This window comes from Streptomyces sp. RLA131, assembly GCF_056270125.1.
In genome coordinates, this window is record NZ_JBWDOQ010000002.1 from 8,177,645 (window position 1) to 8,200,234 (window position 22,590).

The 22,590-nt window shown below is 70.0% G+C and carries 19 protein-coding genes and 4 pseudogenes; 8 read left to right on the top strand and 15 right to left on the bottom strand.

Annotated features, from left to right (window positions below; all coding sequences use genetic code 11):
- Positions 1-2 precede the first annotated feature (2 nt).
- From RWE79_RS37995 to RWE79_RS38010, 4 genes and pseudogenes are all read right to left on the bottom strand, one after another.
- Positions 3-610 (bottom strand): annotated as a pseudogene (locus RWE79_RS37995) (transposase); the annotation flags it as partial.
- Between the two features lie 525 nt (positions 611-1,135).
- A complete protein-coding gene (locus tag RWE79_RS38000) occupies positions 1,136-1,537 on the bottom strand; it encodes an acyl-CoA thioester hydrolase/BAAT C-terminal domain-containing protein (protein ID WP_475945147.1) in 402 nt (133 codons plus the stop codon).
- 70 nt (positions 1,538-1,607) lie between these two features.
- Positions 1,608-1,745, bottom strand: a pseudogene (locus RWE79_RS38005) (integrase core domain-containing protein); the annotation flags it as partial.
- Positions 1,746-1,793: 48 nt separating this feature from the next.
- Positions 1,794-2,516: an alpha/beta fold hydrolase gene (locus RWE79_RS38010; protein WP_475945149.1), complete on the bottom strand. Its 723-nt coding sequence runs from the start codon at positions 2,514-2,516 to the stop codon at positions 1,794-1,796.
- 268 nt (positions 2,517-2,784) lie between these two features.
- On the opposite strand from RWE79_RS38010, the gene RWE79_RS38015 reads away from it, so the two are divergent.
- On the top strand, positions 2,785-3,750 hold the full coding sequence (locus RWE79_RS38015; RefSeq protein WP_475946374.1) for an alpha/beta fold hydrolase: 966 nt from the start codon (positions 2,785-2,787) through the stop codon (positions 3,748-3,750).
- 319 nt (positions 3,751-4,069) lie between these two features.
- On the opposite strand, the gene RWE79_RS38020 is transcribed toward RWE79_RS38015, so the two are convergent.
- Complete coding sequence (locus RWE79_RS38020) at positions 4,070-4,612, bottom strand: hypothetical protein (RefSeq protein ID WP_475945151.1); 543 nt, start codon at positions 4,610-4,612, stop codon at positions 4,070-4,072.
- 328 nt (positions 4,613-4,940) lie between these two features.
- Here RWE79_RS38020 and RWE79_RS38025 point away from each other — a divergent pair, with 328 nt between their 5' ends.
- The 3 genes from RWE79_RS38025 (at position 4,941) to RWE79_RS38035 (ending at position 8,213) form a co-directional block, all read left to right on the top strand.
- Entirely contained in the window at positions 4,941-6,539 is a 1,599-nt protein-coding gene (locus tag RWE79_RS38025) for an ArnT family glycosyltransferase (RefSeq protein ID WP_475945153.1), read from the top strand.
- A gap of 150 nt (positions 6,540-6,689) precedes the next feature.
- A complete protein-coding gene (locus RWE79_RS38030; RefSeq protein WP_475945155.1) occupies positions 6,690-6,980 on the top strand; it encodes a hypothetical protein in 291 nt (96 codons plus the stop codon).
- 465 nt (positions 6,981-7,445) lie between these two features.
- A complete protein-coding gene (locus RWE79_RS38035; protein WP_475945157.1) occupies positions 7,446-8,213 on the top strand; it encodes an alpha/beta hydrolase in 768 nt (255 codons plus the stop codon).
- Between the two features lie 72 nt (positions 8,214-8,285).
- Here the strand turns inward: RWE79_RS38035 and RWE79_RS38040 are convergent, their stop codons facing one another.
- Both RWE79_RS38040 and RWE79_RS38045 read right to left on the bottom strand, forming a co-directional pair.
- Positions 8,286-8,846, bottom strand: a complete 561-nt coding sequence (locus RWE79_RS38040; protein WP_475945159.1) for a hypothetical protein — start codon at positions 8,844-8,846, stop codon at positions 8,286-8,288.
- A 413-nt stretch (positions 8,847-9,259) separates the two neighbouring features.
- Entirely contained in the window at positions 9,260-11,206 is a 1,947-nt protein-coding gene (locus RWE79_RS38045) for a glycoside hydrolase family 5 protein (protein ID WP_475945161.1), read from the bottom strand.
- Between the two features lie 175 nt (positions 11,207-11,381).
- Between RWE79_RS38045 and RWE79_RS38050 the strand changes: the two genes are divergently transcribed.
- Positions 11,382-11,819, top strand: a complete 438-nt coding sequence (locus RWE79_RS38050; protein WP_475945163.1) for a hypothetical protein — start codon at positions 11,382-11,384, stop codon at positions 11,817-11,819.
- On the opposite strand, the gene RWE79_RS38055 is transcribed toward RWE79_RS38050, so the two are convergent.
- Positions 11,789-12,718 (bottom strand): SDR family oxidoreductase, encoded by a 930-nt coding sequence (locus RWE79_RS38055; RefSeq protein ID WP_475945165.1) that lies wholly within the window; start codon positions 12,716-12,718, stop codon positions 11,789-11,791. The two genes, RWE79_RS38050 and RWE79_RS38055, sit on opposite strands and share 31 nt — an antisense overlap.
- Positions 12,719-12,847: 129 nt before the next feature.
- Between RWE79_RS38055 and RWE79_RS38060 the strand changes: the two genes are divergently transcribed.
- A complete protein-coding gene (locus RWE79_RS38060; RefSeq protein WP_475945167.1) occupies positions 12,848-13,414 on the top strand; it encodes a TetR family transcriptional regulator in 567 nt (188 codons plus the stop codon).
- A gap of 132 nt (positions 13,415-13,546) precedes the next feature.
- Here the strand turns inward: RWE79_RS38060 and RWE79_RS38065 are convergent.
- Positions 13,547-14,174 (bottom strand): annotated as a pseudogene (locus tag RWE79_RS38065) (hypothetical protein).
- Positions 14,175-14,553: 379 nt separating this feature from the next.
- Between RWE79_RS38065 and RWE79_RS38070 the strand changes: the two are divergent.
- On the top strand, positions 14,554-15,117 hold the full coding sequence (locus RWE79_RS38070; protein ID WP_475945169.1) for a DinB family protein: 564 nt from the start codon (positions 14,554-14,556) through the stop codon (positions 15,115-15,117).
- 513 nt (positions 15,118-15,630) lie between these two features.
- Here the strand turns inward: RWE79_RS38070 and RWE79_RS38075 are convergent.
- The 5 genes and pseudogenes from RWE79_RS38075 to sfnG form a co-directional block, all read right to left on the bottom strand.
- Positions 15,631-16,785 carry an LLM class flavin-dependent oxidoreductase gene (locus RWE79_RS38075; protein WP_475945171.1) on the bottom strand — a complete coding sequence of 385 codons (1,155 nt, stop codon included), beginning with the start codon at positions 16,783-16,785 and terminating at the stop codon, positions 15,631-15,633.
- A gap of 14 nt (positions 16,786-16,799) precedes the next feature.
- On the bottom strand, positions 16,800-17,990 hold the full coding sequence (locus RWE79_RS38080) for an SfnB family sulfur acquisition oxidoreductase (protein ID WP_475945173.1): 1,191 nt from the start codon (positions 17,988-17,990) through the stop codon (positions 16,800-16,802).
- Positions 17,987-18,544, bottom strand: a complete 558-nt coding sequence (gene ssuE / locus RWE79_RS38085) for an NADPH-dependent FMN reductase (protein WP_475946376.1) — start codon at positions 18,542-18,544, stop codon at positions 17,987-17,989. Before ssuE ends, RWE79_RS38080 begins: the two co-directional genes overlap by 4 nt.
- Before the next feature lie 66 nt (positions 18,545-18,610).
- Positions 18,611-18,864 (bottom strand): annotated as a pseudogene (locus RWE79_RS38090) (acyl-CoA dehydrogenase family protein); the annotation flags it as partial.
- Positions 18,865-18,967: 103 nt separating this feature from the next.
- Positions 18,968-20,062 (bottom strand): dimethylsulfone monooxygenase SfnG, encoded by a 1,095-nt coding sequence (gene sfnG, locus RWE79_RS38095; protein WP_475945175.1) that lies wholly within the window; start codon positions 20,060-20,062, stop codon positions 18,968-18,970.
- Between the two features lie 400 nt (positions 20,063-20,462).
- Between sfnG and RWE79_RS38100 the strand changes: the two genes are divergently transcribed.
- On the top strand, positions 20,463-21,377 hold the full coding sequence (locus RWE79_RS38100) for a LysR family transcriptional regulator (protein ID WP_475945177.1): 915 nt from the start codon (positions 20,463-20,465) through the stop codon (positions 21,375-21,377).
- 131 nt (positions 21,378-21,508) lie between these two features.
- Here RWE79_RS38100 and RWE79_RS38105 read toward each other — a convergent pair whose 3' ends face one another.
- Positions 21,509-22,555: a zinc-binding dehydrogenase gene (locus tag RWE79_RS38105; RefSeq protein ID WP_475945179.1), complete on the bottom strand. Its 1,047-nt coding sequence runs from the start codon at positions 22,553-22,555 to the stop codon at positions 21,509-21,511.
- Between the last annotated feature and the right edge of the window lie 35 nt (positions 22,556-22,590).

Below are 22,590 nucleotides of genomic sequence, written 5' to 3' on the forward strand. Positions count from 1 at the left end.
GGTTACGGCGGTCGGAAGTCGAGGCCGGTCTTGGCGATGAGGCCGTCGGTGAGGCTGGGCCTGTACTGCATTCGTTCGAGCCGGGTCTTCACCAGCGCGGTGCGCTGGTCCAGGCTGTGTTCGGTGAGCTTGGCCAGGGACCTCTTCAGGTGCGACCGCACGACCTCTACCGGGCTGAACTCCGGTGCGAACGGCGGCAACTGGTAGCCGGTCAGCCATAATCGGGTGTCGACCAGCCTCCACATGGTGCGGCTGACGTGCGTGTTCAAGTTGTCCCGGACCAGCACGATCGGGCCGCCGAGCTGTTGATGTGCGGCGTCGAGCAGGCGGGCGCAATCGGTCTCGGTGAAGCCCTTGCGCCGGCCTTTGGCGGGACCGCGGTCGAGGTGGATGCGGTAGATCAGCCGGGACCGGTGGCCGGACCTGGTGCAGATCATTGCAACTATGGAGATGCGGTTGGTGCCTGCGGCGGTGACGCGCACGATGGGTGTGTGGCCTGGTCGGCCCCAGGTGCGGCCTTCGGGCGGCCTCCGGCCCTGGCCGGCTTCATCGTCGAAGGAGAGCCAGGCGCCCGGGTCCGTCGCCGTCTTTTTATGACGGGCCACTGCTTTGGTTGCTCCGCGCAGTACAAGTACGTGCTCAGGGTCGAATGGGTTGGCCGGGAGGCCGGGTGGGGTCGTAGTGCGTGCGGGCGAAGGTATCGTGTGCACGGTGGACAGTGTCGGCTTGCGGCGGACCCGCCGCCTCACCCGCAAAGGCCCCCGCACCGACAGCTGGACGAACCCGCGTCATCCAACACTCGGAGTCGTTGATCGCCTGGGCCGCGATCACCTTCATGACCAGGCGAATCATCCGCCGGAGTTCCCGCAGAAGCGGACAGCCGGTCTCCCGCGAGGCCCAAGACGACTGATCATCTTGGCCTTGTCGGTCAGCAGTCCCGCCCAGACGTCATGCGGGTCTCCGGCCCGCCTGATTCTCGCACCACCACCACGCCTACGTCTGCGCGACCGGCGACGACGGGGCAGATCCGACAGCCGCAGCCCCGGCCTCGCCACCGAAGCTCCTCCGATCGATTCCTGAGCTGGGCAAACGCCGACACGCCACGCGCTGTCATTGCATGACCGGATCAGGAACCTCAGGGAAGTTCCTGACCGCCGAGCGCGTGGAGAATGTGCGGCCAAGCCGCCGCACCCAAGAGCGCATCGGCGTGAGGCGTGCCCCCGTACAGAAAACGCTGGGACGCCTGAGCGGGACTTTCGCCGGGGAAACGTGGGCGGTGGCCAGCGTCTTCCCGACTGATTACGTGTACCGAGGCCCCCGCGGAGCGACGGCGCGCTGCCAGTTGTCCGGCGAAGCGAAGGGACGGCCACATCGCGTCATCGCCACCCGCAACAAGCAGAAGATCAGCCCGAGCCTTCTCCACAGCGATCTCTGCCGCGGGAAGCAGATGAGCGAAGGTCAGCTCGCTGAGCTCGTACGATCCGCGGACGGCAACCGGGCCGTTGCCCTGTTCCGCGGGAGTCCAGGCATCGTCCATCGGAACGAACGGCAGAGGCTGACCTTGCCAGGTCCAAGGTGGGGGCTTGACCCGGAATCTTGGACACGGGCTATGCGGCTTGGGCCAGGGTAGTTGATGTTGTTTCGAGTGCTGTCTCGTAGGCGATGGGACTGCGTTGTCCGAGGCTGGAGTGGCGGCGTCGGGTGTTGTAGCGGTGCAGCCAGCGGAACAGGTCGAGGCGGGGGTCGCAGGTCAAGCCCTGGTGAATGACGCAACGGTGTTGGGCACCAGTTCCTCAGGCACTCCAGTGCGCCGTAAGGGCTGAAGCGACCTCGGCCGGCTTCTGGAGCACCGTCCAGTGGCTGGAGTCGAGCTTGAGGACCCGGGACGCTCGGACAGCTTCGCCAAGTTTTTCGCCGAACCCGATCGGGGCGAGCGGGTCGAGCGTCCCCCAGAGGACCAGGGACGGCGCGGACACGTTCGCCAGCTCCGGTTCCCACTCCGCACCCACCGTCACGGCGGAGCGGTACAGCTTGAGGATGCTGTCCCTCATCGGCCCGTCCATGCGGCGGACTGTTTCCTCGGCCAGTTCAGCCGGGACATCGAGGTTGTCCGTCAGGTCCTTGGCGAAGGATGTTGGGTCAAGCTCGTTCATGAACCGGTCCCCCTCGACCGGGTCCTGCCAGAGTTTGGCCAGCGGATGCCAGACGTACTGAGCACTGACTGGAGCATTGCTACCAGCCCACGTGCGAACCAGGTCCGGCCGTACCGAAGCGACGCGCGCGGTGAGAATGCAGCCCCAGTCATGGCCGACCAGGTCCACCGGCTCGCCGACCTGCTCCAGTCGTTCGATGAGCCAATCGACGTACTCCTCTTTGGTGGAGCCGAAGCTCTGCGGCCGCGGCGCGCCGAAGCCGGGCAGGTCCCAAGCGCCGACGTCACTCCGGGTCAGGTGCCGGCGCACGCCGTCCCACACACGGTGGGTGTCGGGGACACCGTGGATCAGAACTGCAGGCATGGACGAACTCCTTCGTAGGACAGAATCCTCATACATGAGGTTTTCATCATTATTACGCCTTTGGTTCCGCTATGCGACTCGGTGCCCCAGACGCCGGCATGACCAGGCCCCGTCGAACGCCCAGGGGGTGCCACTGCTCCGGAGGCATCGATAGACCGCTGGTCAAGCACCGCCCCGCGACCACGGCGGGCGATCACTCGGCGGTCGGTGTGATGGCGCGTAGCCTGAGTTACGTACCGAACCGCACCCTGGAAGGGGGCGCGTGACCATGGTCGAGCACCGCACCGTTACCGTTGGAGGGCATCAGCTGCACACCGCGGAGGACGGCGAAGGGCCCCTGGTCCTCCTGCTCCACGGCTTTCCCGAATGCTGGTACAACTGGCGCCACCAGTTCACGCCCCTGGCCGGGGCCGGATACCACGTCGTCGCCCCTGACCAGCGCGGTTACGCCCGCAGCGACCGGCCCGCCGCGGTTGAGGAATACACCACCCTGCACCTCGTCGGTGACGTCATCGGCCTGATCCATACACTCGGCGCACGGCAGGCCGTGGTCATCGGCCACGACCTGGGCGGCATGGTCGCCTGGTCCACCGCGCTGATGCGGCCCGACGTCGTCCGGGGGGTCGTGGGCCTCAGCGTCCCGCCGCCGCAGCGCGGTCCGGTCCCTCCGCTGCAGGCGATGCGCGAGCGGTTCGACGGCCAGTTCTACTGGAACTACTTCCAGACCCCCGGCGTCGCCGACGCCGAGCTCGCGAAGGACCCGCACGCCACCTTCCGCCGCGTGATGTATGGCCTCTGCGGAGACAACCCGCACAGCGACCCGCCGATCGAGCCGCTGGTCCCACCGGGCAAGGGATTCCTGGACCTCTTCGAGGACCCCGAGGAACTTCCCGCCTGGCTCACCGAGGCCGACATCGACACACTCGCGACGGAGTTCACCGAAGCCGGGTTCACCAGTGCCCTCAACTGGTACCGCAACTTCGACCGCAACTGGCAGCTGACCGCCCCATGGGACGGCGCGCAGTATGGGATGCCCGGCCGCTATCTCACCGGCGATCGGGACCTGGTCTACGGATTCCCGGGGATGGACCGATTCATCCCCGCCCTGCCCAGGCTCCACCCGACCGTCGGACCGGCGCACATCCTGCCCGGCTGCGGCCACTGGATCGCCGAGGAACGCCCCAACGAGGTGAATGCGGCGCTGCTCGAATTCCTCGGCTCCCTGAAGAGTTGACGATCAGTCTGCTGTCCCCGGAGCAGACCTCCCGGCCGACCCGGCCGCACCCCAGGCCGGCTGACGGACGCCTCGATGACGCGGACGGTCAGCGGGACGGGCAGGACGCCGTAGCCGATTCGGGCCAGGTAGGAGCCGTCGCCCAGGTGCCGGAAGGGGGTGGGTATCCGGCGGGCAGAGGAGCGGACCAGGAACTGGGCGCCGGTGCCGCTCCTGTTCGCCGTCGGGCCCTGGACAGCGAGGAGACCGCCGGACGCACTAACGGCAGTCCCTCCAGCCCCGCCGTCAACTTGCCCCACACGCCCCATAGGAACAGTCCTCAAACAGGCAAAATGGCAGCGCGGCCAGGCCGTCCTCTGTGATTACCGAGCGTAGAGAACTCCATGATCACGTGGACCCGTGGCTGTTTTGATGCCCCCGCCGCCTCCCGGGGGCCTAGTGCCGGTCGGTCTGAGCGCGTGAGGATTCTTCGAGCTTCGTCGGAGACACCGGCATCGTCGTCCGTGGCCAGCTCCCGCAGTTGTCTGATCAGCCTGTCCGTGCCCTCGGCCGTCATCCAGTCGGGGTCGCAGTCCAGAGCGGCTTGGATCTCATCTGCGGTCCAGATCTCGGCGGCACAGCTCCTGGCCAGCAGCACATAGCGCAGACCAAGGGTGTCCTTGCGCGCCAGCAGCGCCTCGGCTGTCTCCGAGGTCACCGCGGTGTCCCGGGCGTCCAGGAGGAGGCTGTGGAGGACGTCCGGCACCTCGTCGATCCGGTCTGACGTCGCGAGCTGCCGCCCGGCTGCGGCGCGAACCGACCAGGCCGGAGAGCCGGCGTTCTTGATCGCTGTGCTCAGTTCTTGATCGTCGGAGAACACCATGCTCTCAGCCTGCCAGGGAGGCTGTTGATCTCGCGCCAACAGCGCTCAGCCGCGCTGCTGCCTGGCTTTGGCCCGGGCGAGGCGGTACAACCCGGTTCCGGTCTCGATGACGGTGCCGTCGGAGGTGAGGCGGTCGACGAGGGCCGCGCTGACTTCGGATTCCGCCGGTCCTGGCTGCGGCTCCGCTGTTCGCAGTCGCGCAACATCGACCGGAGCCGCGCGCGGACCGGGTGCGTAAGGTACGAGCGGCCCGGGAGCCGTGCGCGCCGGGCCGCCCCGGGCCGCGCGGACGACGCGACCGAGGGGCCGAGGAGCGGGGGTGGCGGGGATGGCGGACGCGACAGACGCGGCGGACGCGGCGGACGCGACAGACGCGACAGACGCGGCGGACGTGGCGGACGTGGGGCGGCGTGCGGACGAGGCCGGGGAGGCCGGCGGGCGGATCGCAGCGCTGGACCGGCGGGTGTTCGCCGTCGCGGGGGTGGTCTTAGCCGTGCTGATGGCGCTGTCCCCGCGCTACGGCTTCCACATCGACGAGCTGTACTTCCTCGACTGCGCCCGGCACCTCCAGGCGAGCTATGTGGACCAGCCGGCGCTGGCACCGCTGCTGGCCCGGGTCTCGCTGTCGCTCTTCGGGGTCTCGGAGGCGGGCCTGCGGCTGTGGCCCGCGCTGGCCGCGGCGGGCACGGTGGTCGTGGGCGGGATGACCGCGCGGGAGTTCGGCGGCGCGCGGCGGGCCCAGTTGCTCGCGGCGGTCGCGACCGGCACCATGCCCGTGCTGCTGGGCGGCGCGCATGTCGCCAACACCACGTCGTACGAAGTGCTGGCGTGGGCGGCAATCGCGCTCGTGGTCGTACGGATCGGCCGCACCGGCGACACGCGGTGGTGGCTCGCCGCAGGAGCGCTGGTCGGCATCGGCGCGGAGTTCAACCACCTCGCGGCTGCTTTTGGGATCGTCCTGCTGGCCGCCGTGCTGCTCGGCCCGGCCCGCCGGACCGCGGCCGACCGCCGGCTGCTCGCGGGCGCGGTGATCGCCGTGCTGTTCGTGCTGCCCGATCTGTGGTGGCAGGCGCGGCACGGGTGGGCGATGTTCGCCATGACGCGAGCGCTGAACGGGGAGCACGGAGGCCCGGGGAACATCCTCACCTGGGTCGTCGGGCAGCTCGGCATGTCCTGTCTGGCGATGACGGTGCTGTGGGTGGCGGGCCTGCCGTTCCTGTGGCGGTCCGGCCGGCCGCTGTGGCGCTGCCTGGTGACCGCGTACGCCGTGCTGTTCGTGCTGTTCGCCGTGACGACCGGAGCGCAGGTGTACTACCTGGGCGGACTGTACGTGTGTCTGCTGGCGGCCGGGGCGGTGGGACTCGACGGGTGGCTGCACTCCCGCCCGGACCGGCCGCGCGGCCTGATGATCGCAACGGCCGCCTCGGCGGCGGTGCTCGCCGTGATCGTGCTGCCGGTGCTGCCGCCCTCCGACGTGGCCTGGACGTACGACCTCAGCGCGAATTCGGGGGAATCCCTGGGCTGGCCCCAACTGGTCGGCACGGTACGGCAGGTGTGGACCGGGCTTCCGCCCGGGCAGCGCGCGAACGCGGTGATCTTCGCGGCGGACTACGGCGAGGCCGGCGCCATCAACGAACTCGGCCGCGGTACCGGGCTGCCCACCGCCGTGAGCGCCCACAACACTGACTGGTGGTGGGGCCCCGGCAACCCGCACGCCACGACCGTGGTGGCAGTCGCCCCCGGCCCCGACCACGCCCCCGAGTACGCCGCCCATCTGCGCCGGTACTTCCGGCACGTCCGCGTGGCCGCCACGCTCTCCAGCCCCGACGGTGTGCACAACATCGAATCGGGCGGCCACGTCTACATCTGTACAGGCCCCCGCCGCCCCTGGGGCGAGATGTGGCCCGAACTGCGCAACTACGCGTGACGCCCCCGCCCCCGCCGTAAGGGCCGGGTCGAACGTCCGCACGCTGCGATCCAGCTCCCTGAAGGATCCTGGTGGGACTGGGACGTCATCGCCTGGGATGGCTGCCAGTTGCGGCTGGCCGCTGGATACGACCTCACCTATCACCACGGTTTGGAGCTGGTCTTCGGCGATCCTGCCTTCGTCAGCTGTCCTGCGACGTTGCGTGATCCGGTCTTTCGCGTGCCCACGCCTGCCGAGTTGCTGACAGTCACCCGTCAGCTCGGTGGAAGGCCATCCGTTCTGGTCGCGTTCGAAGCGGACGCGGACGGCCAGGAGCCCGCGTCCTGCCTCATCGCTGCGGAACGGCTCGACATCGTTCAGGAGACGGTCCTGAGGTATTGGCGCGAGGATGTGGCACCCGGCCGGCGCTTCGCTCCGTGGGTGCGGCCTCCGGTTCAGTGAACGAGGCCGGGTTGTGCGGCCGCCGTGTCCGGCACATCCGGTGAGAGCGGGAAGGCCGGGGCCTCGTCGTGTCGTTGGCCTTTCTGCGGTGGTGGCCGGGGAGGCGTCGAAAGGCGCGCGATCTCACAGAAGGCCTCTCGGCCCGGGGTGTGAGTGGGCATCGCCTCGGCGCCCGCGCGACCACCACCGCGAGCGTCGCTCACTGCTCGAACAGTCCCTCAGGACGCACGTCCCTCGCGGCTGTTGTGAGGGCGTGTCCGGAGTTGTGATCACGTGGCGGGGAAAAGGGTTGGAGCGATGATGATCGTTCTGATAGCTTCCACTCGATCGTGACACCGCCCGAGGAGGTGAGACCCATGAACGCTGTATCCATGTGGGTGCTCCCCCTTGTCGTCACGGCCGGCGATTGACGTAGGTGTCGCCGGGAGCGCCTCGCCAACAAGGCACTCCCGAAAGGCAACATCCATGCACTCTGCGCAGTTCACCGCCGAGTCGTCGTCGGCCGGCATGCTCGAACGCGACTTCACCGTGGGCGGAGTCCCCGGCGTCCTCTGGTCGCCGCCCTCCAACGCGGCCGATCGTGCGCCCCTGATCCTGATGGCCCACGGCGGCGGCAACCACAAGAAGCACCCGGCGATGTCCGGCCGTGCCCAGCGCCTCGTGACCGGCTGCGGCTTCCACGTCGCCGTCATCGACGCGCCCGGTCACGGCGACCGGCCGCGCACGGCGCACGACGAGGCGGAAATCGCCGAGCTGTTCCGGGCGAGGGCGGCGGGCGAGCCGGAAGGCCCGATCGTCGTGCGCTACAACGACCACCTGGCGGAGCTCGCCGTACCCGAGTACCAGGCGACCCTGGATGCCCTCCAGGAACTCCCGGAGATCGGCACCGACGGGCCGGTCGGCTTCTGGGGCATCAACATGGGGACCGCGATCGGCGTACCGTTCGTGGCGATCGAATCCAGGATCACCGCCGCGGTCTTCGGTCAGCACTGGCCCGCTCTCCTGGCCGAGAAGGCGAAGCAGATCACCATCCCGATCGAGTTCGACATGCAGTGGGACGACGAGCACATCTCGCGCGAGGAGGGTCTCGCGCTGTTCGACGCCTTCGCCTCCAAGGAGAAGTCGTTGCACGTGAACTCGGGCAGGCACAAGGAGCTGCCTCGGTTCGAGGCCGACAGCGCGGTCCGGTTCTTCGCCCGGCACTTCGGGGGAGCGGTCACCTCGCCGGCCTGACGTGAGCGGTCGCGGCGTCCGGCTTGTCAGCCGGGCGCCGCGCCCATGGCTCAACGTCCTTTGTCCGCAACGTCATTCCCGTTCTGCCGGCCCGACCCGTCCGAGCCGCAGGTCTCGGTAAAGGAACCACGCCGTTCCTGCGACGACCACCCCGCAGACCGTGGGCACGAGCGACCACGGCAGGCCCGTCCAGCCGGTGGACAGACCCACGACGGCGCAGGTGACCCCCGTGACAATGAGCAGCCACTTGCCGTACGGGTGCCAGGTGAAGAGTCCGGGGTCGCGCGGCCTCGCCAGATGCGTCGCGCCGGACATCGGCGCCAACGCCGCCAGCAGCCCCGCGAACGTGCCGAAAGCGGCTGCCATCTGGGGTTCGTCGCGAGGCGCGTCGGCGGAATTCTGCCGGACGTCCCCCTCGGCGAGCCCCACGACGACGCCGCGCCACACGGTACCGGTGACCCGGTCCCCTCGCTGAAACCCGCCCAGCACGGGCCCCGGGTCGCCGAACGGCACGACCAGCCTCGGGAAGGGCTCCGGGCCGAGCAGGGTTGCCCGCATGTTCTTGGTGGTCTTCCGGGTGCCCTCGACGGTGAAGGTGACCTTCCGCAGGCAGTCCTCCGCCCTGGGTATCACCCTGCGGGCGGGGCACCCTCGGACGCCGTGAACTCCCGGTACAGGGTGCGATCGCTGGGCAGCCATATGGCGAGTGCGCTAGCCTCGCCGTTTCGGTTGGGCTGAGGCGGCGTCGCTGATCGCCAACTGTTGGGTGGCTGACGTGATTTCGGTGCTTGGGCAGGTCGGAGTCCCGGCGCGGTGGTCGGGTTCTCCGGGTTCTTTCGGGTCGTGGGCGGACGGGGGTTTGCTGGTCAGCTGGCGGGTCGGGGCAGTGCGGCGAGGCGGTGGAAGGCCGTGGCCAGTTCGTGTCTCCAGGGCCAGGTCGCCGATATTCGCAGGCGCAGCCGTCCTTCCTGGCCGTGAGGCTCCGGCGTCCGTAAGAACCCGGGCCTGGTCCTCGCATGACGCGGACCGTGCCGCTGCGCCACGCCCTAGCCGAGCGGACGGCACAGCAGAACGGACGGGCGCCCGCCCTGCAACCGCTGCCAGGTCATGGCGACTCCGGCGACGTATTCGCCGGATCCGCACTGGCCCTTGTAGTAGCCGGGCGCCCAGTCGCTGGCTGCCGAGTCGGCGCCGGTGGAGGCCGGGGGCCGGTTGTCGCCCTGGTCGAACCAGACATCGCGTCCCGTGACGGGCAGCGTCGTGGTGGCCGGCGCGCACAGCAGTGCGGCCATGGCGTTGTTCTGGACGCTGTAGCCCACCGCGAAGTGGTCATCGGGACATTCCAGCTTGCTGTAGCCGGCGGCCCAGTCGCCGTGGGTGACATATTGCTCGTCGGTGACCGTCACCCACGGGCCGGTACCGGCTGACGGCTCCGCCGCGTCGGTGCACAGACCGCGGCTGTCACCGCGGCCCAACCCGATCAGCCGCTCACCGTCGGGACAGTTGCCCTTGCGGCTGCCGGGGCTCCAGTCGGCCTGGGCCAGCATGTGCCGGGAGGCGTTGTTGTCGGCGTGGTCGAGGTCGAGCATGTTCCAGTGCGCGCTGAGCGGCACCTGCCCGGTGTACGAGGCCGCGGCGACCAGCCGGTTGAAGTCGTCGGCACGCCAGTCGCCCGGGTCCTCGATGCTGAGCTGCCGGCCGCTGCCGTCGTAGTCGAGCAGCGCCCAGCTGTCCTGCGGGACGCCGCCCGTCTGCCAGCCGACCAGCGGCCAGACGGCGAAGTCGGTGTCGCCCGCGATCAGGATGTCGGTGAAGTTGTGCAGCCATGCCCGCTCCTTGGCGTCCGCATCGCCGCGCCCCCCGGCGCCGAACTCGCTCACCCATACCGGCGCTGTGAAGTGTTGTCCGGTCCGGGTGACGAACAGGGCTTCCTGGTCCACGACGGCGGCCAGCTGCGCCGCGGTGAAGTCCTCGTACCGGGGGTCGTCGGTGGCGCCCGCGCCGCTGGCCCCGGTGTTGGCCGGGCCGGTGTAGGCGTAGAAGTGCGCGGCGTAGACGAGCTTCCCCGAGCTGATGAGCGTATGGGAGAGGGTGCCGACCGGCGTCAGCGTGGGGCGGCCGTGGGAGAGCCCGGCGAGCGGGATGCCCTGCCAGTTGATGCCTTCGACGATCACCAGCATGTCCGGGTCGGCCGCGAGGACCTGGTTCGCGGCCTCCTCCGACGCCTGGTACCAGTCATGGCTGTCGCCCAGGCCCCAGTTGGGGTCGTCGGTGACGTCCCGGCGTACCTCATTGCGCAGGTCCGCGCCGACCACCCGTTTGTTCGCCCGGTAGCGGTTGACCATGAACAGCCAGTCCGCTTCCCACTGGGCGGTGGTCTGGCCGCTGTTCCAGCGTTCGTTGCCGTCGAGACCGCAGCACCAGCGGTACGTCGTGGTGTGGTCGTTGAGGATGACCGCGAAGCCGTCTGCGGTCAGGGCCGCGACAACGGCGTCGTAAACCTGCAGCGGAGTGTCGCCGCGCAGCTGCGGGTTGGCGGCCACGGCGGCATCGGGGACCGTGCCGGTGTCGTTGACCATCGCGTCCGCGAACGGCAGCCGGATGCTGTTCAGCCCCAGGGAGTGAAAACCCGCCAGAATGGTCGCGATCGGGGCCCGGTCCAGCCCGAGCGGCATGTTGTACGAGGGCTCTCCGGCCTGGTTGTTGGCGGGATCCGTGACGCTCCCGCTGCCGTTCCAGGTCCCCTGCGCCCCTTCCCAGTTGCCCGCCCGCAGCTTGAACCGGTCGCCGTGGGCGTCGACGATGTACCGGCCCCGGGTACTGAGCGGCCCGGTCCAGTTCGCGGCGAGCTGCCGCCCCGTCATCACCGCCCCGGCCGGCCGTGCCGTTCCTGCGGGCACGGTCGGCGCCGAGAAGCCGGTGCCCGGCGTGGACGCGAGCAGGGCGGTCACGACCGCACCTGCCACCAGGACCCGTGTCAGCAGCTTCCGCATGAGTTCCCCGAGGGTTGGTGAGCGCCGTCTCCTGACCTGACAAGCGGTCAGATACCAACATCCTCACCTATTGACGCGCTCCTGCCAATGGTCCAGACCGCACAGCCGGACTGAAATCAGCCCGGCCTCGACGGCTGGTATGCGCTGCTGACCACCCTCACCCCCGAGCAGGCCGATGCCCGCCGAGATACTACGGCGCCACAAGGGCCAGGGAACGGTCGAGCGCCGCTACTCCGACTTCAAGGGCCCCCTGGCCGTCACCCCGCTCTTCGTCCAGGACAACAAGAGAGTCGCCGCTCTGATCACCGTGATCTGCCTGGCACTGCTGGTGTTCTGCCTGATCGAACGCCAGGTCCGCCTGGCCCTGGGAGGTGAGCAGAGGATGCGGGGCCTGTATCCGGGCAACCAGGCCGTACGGCCCACCGGCCGGATGATCCTCTACCACCTGTCCGACCTGCGACTGCGGGTCGGCAACGCCACCGACCCGCCCACCATCGTCATCAGCCGAGGCATCCAGCTCCACCTCCTCGACCTACTCGGCCTGGAACCAACACATCCCCGCTGGCCAGAGACCTCAATGGATTACCCGCGGAGGGCCTTGGGGGCGAAGTAGTGGCCTGCGTCGATGTCGGCGATGAGGCCGGGGTGGGCCGGCTCCCAGCCGAGGAGCTCACGGGTGCGGGCGCTGGAGGTGAGGTTGTCGAGGCCTATGAAGGTGGCGAGGAACTGGAAGTAGTCGGGCACTTCCTCGGCGGGGACGGACTTCGCGGGGACGTCGAGGTTGCGGGCGATGGCCTCGGCGATCTCGCGCAGCGGGATGCCCTCGTCGCCGACGGCGTGCAGGCGGGAACCTGCGGGGGCCTTCTCCAGCGCGAGGCGGAACAGGCGGGCGGCGTCGAGGGTGTGGCCGGCCGGCCAGCGGTTGGCACCGTCGCCGGGGTAGCCGGAGTAGCCCTTGGCGCGGGCGAAGCCGATCAGCGCGGGGGTGAAGCCGTGATGGTCTAGGCCGCTGTGCACCAGCGGAGGCAGCCGCACGGCCGAGGAGCGCACGCCGCGCTCGGCCATCGCGATCACCGCGTTCTCGGTGTCGATCCGCGGCCCGGACGGTACGAAGTCGGCCTCGGTGCCGGCCCGTCCGCTGATGCCGCCGAGCGCGAGCATCAGCGTGCCCGAGGCGATGACGAGCGGCTTGCCGGTGCCGGAGCCGGCCAGCGCGTCGCCCATCGCCTCGACGGCGCGCCGGTCGGCGTCCACGGCGTCGAGGAAGGCACCGGAGCGCATCGCCTCGTGCTTGAACGCGAGGTGGATGACGCCGTCCGCGGAAGCGGCGGCCTCGCGCAGGCCGTCGAGGTCGTCCAGGTCGCCGCGGCGGACCTCGGCCCCGAGCGCGGCGACCGCCGCGGCGGAGGCGTCGGAGCGGGCCAGGCCGGTGACGTGGTGGCTGGCGGCGAGCAGCTCCGGGATGACCGCGGAGCCCAGGTGGCCGGAAGCGCCGGTGACGAATACGCGCATGAGAGAAACCTCCAAAGAGCTGACCGTCCCGGTGCCGCCGCGCGGGTGCGGGGGCGGAACGCATCAATGACACTTGGTGTCATCACCCTAGCAAGCGACGACACCAGGTGTCATCACTAGGATGGGGGCATGGGTCGATGGGAGCCGAACGCGCGCGGCCGCCTGGGACGGGCGGCGATGGAGCTGTACGTGGAGCGCGGCTTCGACCGGACCACGGTCGCGGAGATCGCCGAACGGGCCGGCCTGACGAAGCGGACCTTCTTCCGCCACTACGCCGACAAACGCGACGTGCTGTTCGCCGGCATGGCCCCGCTTCAGGAGGTGGTCGTGCGCGCGGTCGCCGAGGCCCCGGCGTCACTGACCCCCTTCGCGGTGGTCTCCCTGGGGCTCGAGACGGCGGCAGAGATGATCCAGGAGCGGCCCGAGGACGTGAAGATGCGTCAGGCCGTCATCGATGCGCATCTCGAACTGCAGGAACGCGAGTTGGTCAAGCTCGCCGCGCTCGCCCGAGACATCGCCGCGGCGCTGCGAGGGCGCGGACTCGACGCGTGGCTCGCGCGCCTGGTCGCGGAGGCGGGCATGGCCGCGTTCCGGGTCGCGTTCGCCCGCTGGATCGCGAACTCCGCGGAGGGGCCGCTGGCGCAAGTTGTCAGGGAGTCGATGGAGGAGCTGGCGGCGACCATCACAGGGGGTTGAGCCAGTGCCATGGACTGTCACCGGTGCCCTACGCGGCGATCGAGGAGCAGCACCTCTTCCGCAGGCCACCCATTCGTGATGATCAACCGGTAACGATGAGTCGCCGCCGGGCACGGTGCGCCCTGCGATCCGTCACGGTCGGGCCGCCACGGCCGGATCAGACAACGATCTTGAATTGAGGCGCTCCTGACGGGTGACCCGCGAAGTACGGAGCCAGTCGGCCTGCGGGACGAAGAACAGGAAGCACAGGAAGCGCGGCATGGCCGCGATGACTTCGGGAAACAGCTCGCGGGCGGCGGGATCAGGATCCGGCTCGCTGATGACCGTAATCCGGAAACCGGCCCCGATGAAAGCCTCGATCATCGCGTGCAGCGGCCTGTGCCATCTGCTCACCAGGGCGGCCTGGCCGCCCATGGTCCACTCTTGGGTCCGCACCGTCGCCGAGTCGCCGCCGGGCCAGCTCCAGCATCCCGGCACTCGCGTCGAAGCCACTCACGATGGCGCCACGGGCGCGCAGCGCCGCGAACAGGGGCCCGGAGCCGCGACCGGCGTCGAGGATCCGCCGCTCGGCCACGTCCCCGGCGAGGGCCAGCATCGCGGGCCGCTCGTAGGAGGCATTGTTGAGGTTGGTCTCATTCTCGGCCGTGTACGCCTCGGCGAAGCTGTTGTAGTCGTTGACCTTTGGCGGATCCACGGTCACCGCGGACGGCGAGGCCAGCCCGGTGGTACCCGCGTGGTCGTGGTGCTCGTTCGAGATCATGGTGCGGGAGACGTGTGCTGCCTCAGTTCGGTTCCGGGCCGTACCCGATCGCCCTCACGACCTTGAGTCTTCGTCATCTTCGAACATGCAGGTCGGAGGCTCTGGCGTGGCGCTCGCTCGGGGTGCTCATGCTGATCACGAGCGGGAGTCGGCGATCTTGATCATCCGTCATGTCATCGGTCGGGACAGTTACATGTGGGTCATTGACCCCAACCTGGCCAGCCGGGTTGTTGATTCCGAGCAACCGCTCGCGGCGGCACGGCCCGAAGTGCGCATCAGCCAGCGTCATCTTCCGGTGCGGTACGGTCTCGCGACCCACTGCCGGCGACGGCGTCTGCGTGGGGCGCAGCCAGGTCTCCGTTGTATGTAGTGTGCGGACATGACAAGAAGCGAGCGGCTCGCGGAGCAGTTGGACTGGCACTGGCGCACGAACCTGCGGCCGCGGCTGGACGGCCTTACCGATGAGGAGTACTTCTGGGAGCCGGTGCGCGGCTGCTGGAGCATCCGCCCACGTGGCACGTCGGCCGCACCGATGTCGGAAGGTTCGGGGGAGTGGACGATGGATTTCGCGCCCTCTGGCCCGGTGCCAGCGCCGGTGACCACGATTGCCTGGCGGCTGGCACACGTCATCGTCTCGTGCCTGGGCTATCGGGTCGGATGGTACTTCGACGGCCAGGACGTCGACTCCCAGACATTTGCCTACGCGGGGACCGCTGACGAGGCGCTCAAACAGCTCGATGAGATGTACGGGAGATGGAACGCGGGGGTCCGCGAGCTCTCGGACGCCGACCTGGAGAATCCGCCCGCGGTGGGTCCCGAGCGGTTTCCCCTGGAGAACAGGGTCCTGCACATCAACAGGGAGCTGATCCATCACGGCGCTGAGATTTCCCTGCTCCGCGACCTCTACCGCTGGCAGGACGAAGCCCTACCACACCGAATCTGACTTTCCGGTAACCGGCGATCGAGCTTCGGAAACTTACGTGGACTCCGTGACGCTCCGCGGCTGCGAGCTTCAGTGAAGCTGCGCCCTCTTGAAGATCCAACGAGCCGTTCGTTCAAGCGTCACGACCACCGTCATGTCATGTCGGCCTCAGGAACAGGCACTCACGCGCGCGCAAGCCGAGGGGGAAGCGGAGCCTTGGACCAGGGCAGCTTTCGTCGAGAAAGTGGTCGACCTGCAGCGCCGGCGACAAATGCGGTCACCAGCGAGCGACGTGACCCTTCAGATCTCCGACAGGTCTCCGATCTGTACCCACACGCTCAGCACCTACCTCGGACGCCCAGTCCGCAAGACTCTGCGAGCCCACCGCCGCCCGCTCCCCGACGTCGCCGGCCCCGGCAACGTCGAATGACCGGGGCGGGCGTCAGCGGGGAACTCTTCGGACCGGCGGGAGAAGGACGACGGGGGCGGCGTCGGCGCGCTGGTCGCCTGCGTGCCGCGACCCGAGCGAGTTGCTCAACGGGCCGCCGCTGTGAACGGCACCTGGGCGGGTGGGGAGTCCGGCGTGCCGGCGGGATGGGTCCACAGACCCTGGGCCTTGAGCAGCGGCAGGACGCCCTCGCCGAACCAGTAGGCCTCCTCCAGGTGCGGGTAGCCGGAGAAGATGAACTCGTCGATGCCGAGGCGATGATATTCGGCGATGCGCTCGGCGACCTCGGCGTGGCTGCCGACCAGCGCGGTGCCGGCGCCGCCCCGGACGAGGCCGATGCCGGCCCAGAGGTTGGGGTAGATCTCCAGTCCGTCACGGCCACCGCCGCCGTGGAGGGCGAGCATGCGCTGCTGGCCTTCGGACTCGCTGCGGGCGAGGCCTGCTTGGACGGAGCGTACGGTCGCCGGGTCGAAGCCGTCGAGGAGCCGCCCGGCCTCGGCCCAGGCCTGCTCGGAGGTGTCGCGGGTGATGACGTGCAGGCGGATCCCGAAGCGTGGGGTGCGGCCGTGTTCGGCGGCGAGCCGGCGGATCCAGGCGATCTTCTCGGCGACGGCGGCGGGTGGCTCGCCCCATGTGAGGTAGACGTCCGCGTGGCGGGCGGCGACGGCGCCGGCGGCGGGGGAGGAGCCGCCGAAGTACACCTCGGGCACCGGGTCGGGGAGCCGGGAGAGCCGGGCGGCCTCGACCCGGAGGTGTTCGCCGGTCAGATCGACGGTTTTGCCCTCCCACAGGTGCCGTACGACGTGCAGGAACTCTCCCGTACGGGCATAGCGGGCGTCCTTGTCCAGGAAGTCGCCGTACGCCCGCTGCTCATGGCTCTCGCCGCCGGTGACGACGTTGAGGAGCAGCCGGCCGCCGGTCTGCCGCTGGAAGGTGGAGGCCATCTGCGCGGCCAGCGTGGGCGATACGAAGCCGGGGCGGAAGGCGACGAGGAACTTCAGCCGCTCGGTGCGCTGGCTGACCATGGCCGTCGTCAGCCAGGCGTCCTCGCACCACGCCCCGGTCGGGGTCAGCGCCCCGGCGAAGCCCAGGTCCTCGGCGGCTCGGGCGATTTGCGAGAGATAGCCGACGGTCGGCGGCCGGTCGCCGCCGGCGGCGGTGACCGGGGTGCCGTGGCCGCCGCCGACGACGTGGCGGCTGTCGCCGTTGGTGGGCAGGAACCAGTGGAAGGTGAGGGTCACGACAGATCTCCGATCTAGAGCAGGCCGTGGCGCGGGGGCAGCGTGCCGTTCAGGACGTACCGGCCGATGTGCTGGACCTTCCAGCGGACGGGGTCGTGGAGGGTGTGCGTACGCGCGTCGCGCCAGAAGCGGTTCAGGTTGAGGCCGTCGGGGGCGGCCCGCGTGCCGGCGACCTCGAAGAGGGCGGAGGACACCTCGACGGCCGCCGTGGCAGCGAACGCCTTGGCGGCGGCCACCGCGATGGACGCCTCGGCGGCGGTCACGTCGGTCAGGTCGTCGCGCGCGGCGTCGACGGCCCGGGCGGCGGCCACCAGCAGCGCGTCGGCGGCCCGGACCTGGAGAGCCAGTTCGCCGAAGCGCTGGACGAGGAGCGGGTCGTCGGCCGCCGTGTCGAAGCCGGACTCGAACCAGGGACGGCTCTTGGTGCGTACGAACTCCGCCGCCGCCTCCAGTGCCGCGCTCGCCAGGCCTGCGTCGATGGCGGCGTGGAGCAGCTGGGCCACGGCGCCGTGCAGTTGGGGCCCGGTGAAGGTCAGGTGGTGCGGGACGACGCGGTCCGCCGGGACCGGGACGGCGTCAAGGCGTACGGTGCCGCTGGCCGTGGTGCGCTGGCCCATACCGTCCCAGTCGTCGTCGACGGACAGGCCGGGGGCGTCGCGGCATACGTATGCGACGTGCAGCAGATCGTCCTCCGCGCGGGCGAGCACCGGGATCCAGTCGGCGAAGAGGGCGCCCGTGGAGTAGTGCTTGACGCCGGTCAGGACGTATGAGCCGTCGGGCTGCGGCTCCAGGCGGGTGCGGATGTCCTGGACGTGCTTGGTGCCCGCCTCGGACTGGGCGTTGCCGAAACGCTTGCCGGCCAGGAGCTCGGCGAAGAAGAACTTCCGCTGACCCTCGGTGCCCTGGCGGCGCAGGACGTTGACGTACGCGAAGTGGCTCTGCGGGATCTGGGAGAGGCTGGCGTCGCCGGTCGCGAGCAGCCGGAAGACCTCGGCCAGGGTCCGGGCCGAGACATCGGCGCCGCCGTACTCGACGGGAACGGTGATCGCGAGCAGCCCGGAGGCGGAGAGCCGGTCGAGCTCGGCGCGGGGCAGGCGGCGCCCCGCGTCCCGTTCGGCGGCTCCGGCGCGGAACTCGGCGGCGAGGGCGGCGGCCACGGCGAGTGCTTCGGCGTCGTCGGCGATCACATGTGCGCCGGCGGTCACGATGCTTGCTCCAGTACGGGTGAGGTGCGGATCAGCGCGGCAGAGAACTGGCCGACGACCTGATGCAGTGCCGGGGCGGCATCCAGGTCGACCGTGACGCCGCCGTCGTCGCCCACCGTGATCTGCCGGTCGAGCACGAACCAGCCCTGGACGATGTGGTCGGCCCCCATCGAGGAGAGCACGGGCCGCAGGGCGTAGTCGATGGCCAGGACGTCCGCCGTGGAGCCGCCGGTGGCCAGCGGCAGCACGGTCTTGCCGGACAGGCCGTACTGGGGGAGCAGGTCGAGCAGGGCCTTCAGCAGGCCGGAGTACGCGGCCTTGTAGACGGGCGTGCCGATGACGACCCCGTCGGCGCGCGCGAACAGCTCGGTGGCACGGACGATGTCGGGATGCCCGAAGTCGGCCCCGAGCAGGGCGTCGGGGGACAGGGTGCGTACGTCGAGCGGGAGGACCTGGTGCCCCTGTGCGGTGAGCCGGGCGTCCAGGTGGCGCAGCAGGCGGGCGGTGCGGGAGGTGGCGGAAGGGCTCCCGGAGACGGACAGGACGACGGCCATGGGGTTCGGGTCCTTGGGACGGGCGGGGCCGGGGCGCGGCGGTGCGCCCGGCCCCGCAGAGGGGCAGGAGTACCAGGTGGGTTCGGGCAGTTCGCCGGTCAGCACGTGCCGCCCGGCCTCGCGCCGCTTGTACGCCACCGGGTCGTGCGGCGTGTGCGTACGCACGTTGCGCCAGAAGCGGGCCAGGCCCTCCGACGAGGCGGTGGCGCGGGCGCCGGTTCGAAGACCTGGTTGCTGCTCCCCAGCGCGACTTCGGTGGCCCGGGACTTCACCGCGGCCACCCGCACCTCGAACTCCCCGCGCGACGGCTCGGTGACCGCGGCGCGGACGTCACCGGCTGGAAGAACGTCCCTGAGAACGGGAGTGACGGTGCTCATGAGGAACCTCTCAACGATGAGTGCGGGTCGCACGATTGATGGTTCATCAGTTGACAACGGGCTCCGCCGCCTCCAGCTCGCGCACCAGCGGCAGCACCTTCTTGCCGAAGTACTCGACCTCCTCCAGGTAGTGCAGGAAACCCAGCAGGAAGAGGTCGACGCCGAGCCGCTTGTAGGCGACGATCCGCTCCGCGAGCTGCTCCGGGGTGCCGATCAGCCCCGTACGGAAGCCGTCGTTGTACTGGACCAGGTCCTCGAAGGAGGAGTCCTGCCACATGCCCTTGCCGTCGTCGGCGGACCGGCCGGCCTGCTTGACGGCGGCACCGAAGCCGTGGACGGCCTCGGTGTCGGCCTTGGCGATGATCTCGCGGAGGGTGTCGCGGGCCTCGGCCTCGGTGTCGCGGGCGATGAGAAAGCCGTTGAGGCCGAACTTCGGCGCCGTGCGGCCCGCAGTGGCGGCGGAGGCGCGGACGTCGTTGATCTGCTCGGTGACGCCGTCGTAGTCCTTGCCGTTGGAGAAGTACCAGTCGGAGACCCGGCCCGCCATGGCGCGGGCGGCCGTGGAGTTGCCGCCCTGGAAGATCTCCGGGTGCGGGCGGCCGGGGACCTCGACCGGCTTGGGCTTGAGGGAGAAGTCGCGGATCCGGTAGAAGTCGCCGGCCAGTTCCGCGCTGTCCTCGGTCCAGATGGCGCGCAGCGCCCGTATGAACTCCTCGGAGCGCCGGTAGCGTTCGTCGTGCTCCAGCCACGACTCGCCCAGCGCGGTGAACTCGTCCTTGAACCAGCCGCTGACGACGTTCACCGCGAAGCGGCCGTTCGAGAGGTGGTCGGCGGTCGCGCCGAGCTTGGCGAGCACGCCCGGGTGCCACAAACCGGGATGGACGGCGGCGATGACCTTCAGACGCTGGGTGGCGAGGAGGAGGGCGAGGCTGAAGCTGGTGGACTCGTGCTGGTACTCGGCGCCGTAGCTGGCCATGTAGCGGACCTGGCTGAGCGCGTAGTCGAAGCCGTTGTTCTCGGCGAGGACGGCCAGCTCGCGGTTGTAGTCGTAACCCCAGTCGGTGCGCTGCTCGATCTTGCTGGTGACCAGGCCACCGCTGACGTTGGGCACCCAGTACGCGAAGCGTGCGGGAACGGACATATGGACTCCCGGTGCGGGAAATGCGGGCATGACGAAGGAGGGCCGGAAGCGGCCGGAGATGTCGGGGAGCGTTCAGGCGGCGCGGCGACAGGAAGCGCTGGAGACGCGTGCGGGATCGATGTGACATCGCCGCGTGAGGTCACGGGTCATGGCGAAGGGCTCTCGGGGAGCGGGGAGCGGGGAGCTGGGAGGCTGCTTCGGGGCTGGGGTCAGCGCTCAGCGCGGACAGGCGTGAGTGAGGATGCGCACGTAGTCCACGTGCCGCCGCCTCGTGAGGCTCCGAAGTCCGTTCACCATGCCGCGAGGTTACCCGCGGGCGGTGCCGGGGGTCGAGTAGGCGTTGACGAGGGGTTGGCAGGGTTTCCCTGTCACCGGGCCGCGAACGAGGACGGCGCGCACAGTGCGGATCGAGCAGCTGGAGTACATCGAGGCGGTCACCCGCCTGGGCTCGCTGCGCCGCGCCGCCGAGGAGTTGCACCTCTCCCAGCCCGCGCTGAGCGAGACCGTACGCAACCTGGAGCGCGAGCTCGGCGTGAACATCCTGGACCGCAAGCGGTCAGGGGCGAAGATCAGCTACGAGGGGCGAGAGCTGCTGCCCCACATCATCAGCGTCCTGGAGGCGGTCGACCGGCTGCGCCGGGCGGCAGGCGACCAGCACCGGACCAGCCGCATGGTCAGACTGGGGACGGTCTACGCGGCCACGGTTCCGCTGCTCGTGCCGACCATCCGGGAATTCCGTGCGTCCCATCCGGTCACCCAGGTCGAGGTCGTCGCGGGGCAGCAGGCCGAGATCCACCGTGCCCTGCTCGAAGGCAGCCTCGACCTCGGCCTGGTCAACTACCTGCAGGGCGACGACATCCCACCGGACTTCCAGACCACCGAGCTGCTGCGCGGACGCCCCGTGGTCTGCGTACGTCCCGACAGCCCGTTGGCCGCGCTGTCCTCGGTCGGCGTGGCCGACCTGCTCGCCGAGTCGCTGATCGTGATGCGCTCCGGCTACGTCATGCACCGCTACGTGCACCGGCTGCTCGCCGGCCGTACCCCGTCCTTCTCTTACTCCACCGACGGCGCGGAGATGGGCAAACTGATGGTCGCCGAAGGCCTCGGCGCTACCGTCCTGCCCGACTTCAGCGTCATCGGCGACCCCCTGGAGCGCGCCGGCTCGATCACCTGCCGGCCCCTCCACGACGACGACACCGCCGTCCTCATGGTCATCCAGCGCAGCCGCTCCGGCTCGGCCTCCCGTGCCTCCCGCGACCTGCACGAGTCCTTCGAGCGGCGCGCCCGCGACTACCGCCTGCCGGCCGCGCCGTAGGCCGCCGGGTTCGGATCACCGCGCTCCGCAACCAGCAGCTCGGCGGCCTCAGGCCCGGCGGCGGCTTCGCGCCCGTCACACAGGAAGGGCCCCGCGCCGTTCGACCAGGCGCGTGTCGCGGCCGACGGCCACTACCACCGATCGGCATCCGCGGCGCCGCTCCGCGGTACCGAGTTCTCCGGTTCTCGCACGATGATCTTGCCGGTGTTCTCGCCCCGCAGCATTCCCAGGAACGCGTCCACGATGCGCTCGAAACCGTCAACGACCGTCTCGTCCGGAGCGAGCCGGCCGCTCTGCAGATGCGGCACCGCGAACTCGTACAACTCCTGCTGCACGTCACGGTAGTTGCTTACCAAGAAGCCCTCCATGCGGATGCTCTTCTCCACGATGTCCGCGTAGTTGAAGCGCGGCGACGGCGCGTCGGGGGTGTTGTACTGGCTGATCGTGCCGACGCGCACGATGCGCCCGAAGTCGCGCAGCGCTCCCACCGCCGCGGCGAGCTGCTCGCCGCCGACGTTGTCGACGAACACGTCGATGCCGTCCGGCGCGGCCTTGCCGAGCAGGTCGGCTGCGGGTCCGTCGTGGTAGTCGAAGGCGGCGTCGTAGCCCACCTCCCGCATGAGGTGGGCGGCCTTCGCCGCCGAGCCCGCGCTGCCCACGAGCCGTCCGGCGCCGAGCAGTCCGGCGAACCGCGCGGTCGCCGTGCCGACCCCGCCGGCGGCGGCCGACACGAACAGGTCCTCTCCCTCCCGTAGCCGGGCGATCCGGGTCAGGCCCACATAGGCGGTCAGGCCGGTGCCGCCGAGGGTGCTCAGGAAAGCGGTCAGGGGCACCCCGTCGAAGCGGGGCAGCTGCCGGATCTCCTCGGGCGTGACCACCGCGTGGGTGCGCCAGCCCTGCCGGTGGAACACGATCTCGCCCTCGGCCAGCCGAGGCGTGCGCGAGGCGATCACCCGCCCGATGGCGCGGCCCTCCAGCGGTGCGTCGAGCGCGAACCCGCCGGGCACGTCGTCCATCATCTCGCGGTGGTAGGGGTCGACGGACCAGTAGAGGTTTTCCACGAGCGCGCTGCCGGCGGCGGGGTCGGGAAGCGTGGACTCGACGAAGGCGAAGTGCTCGGCGGTGGGAAAGCCGTGGGGGCGGGCGGTCTGGTGCACGGTGAGCGCGGTCTCGTTCATGCCCGGACCGTAGGGCGGGAATGCGCCACCCGGGC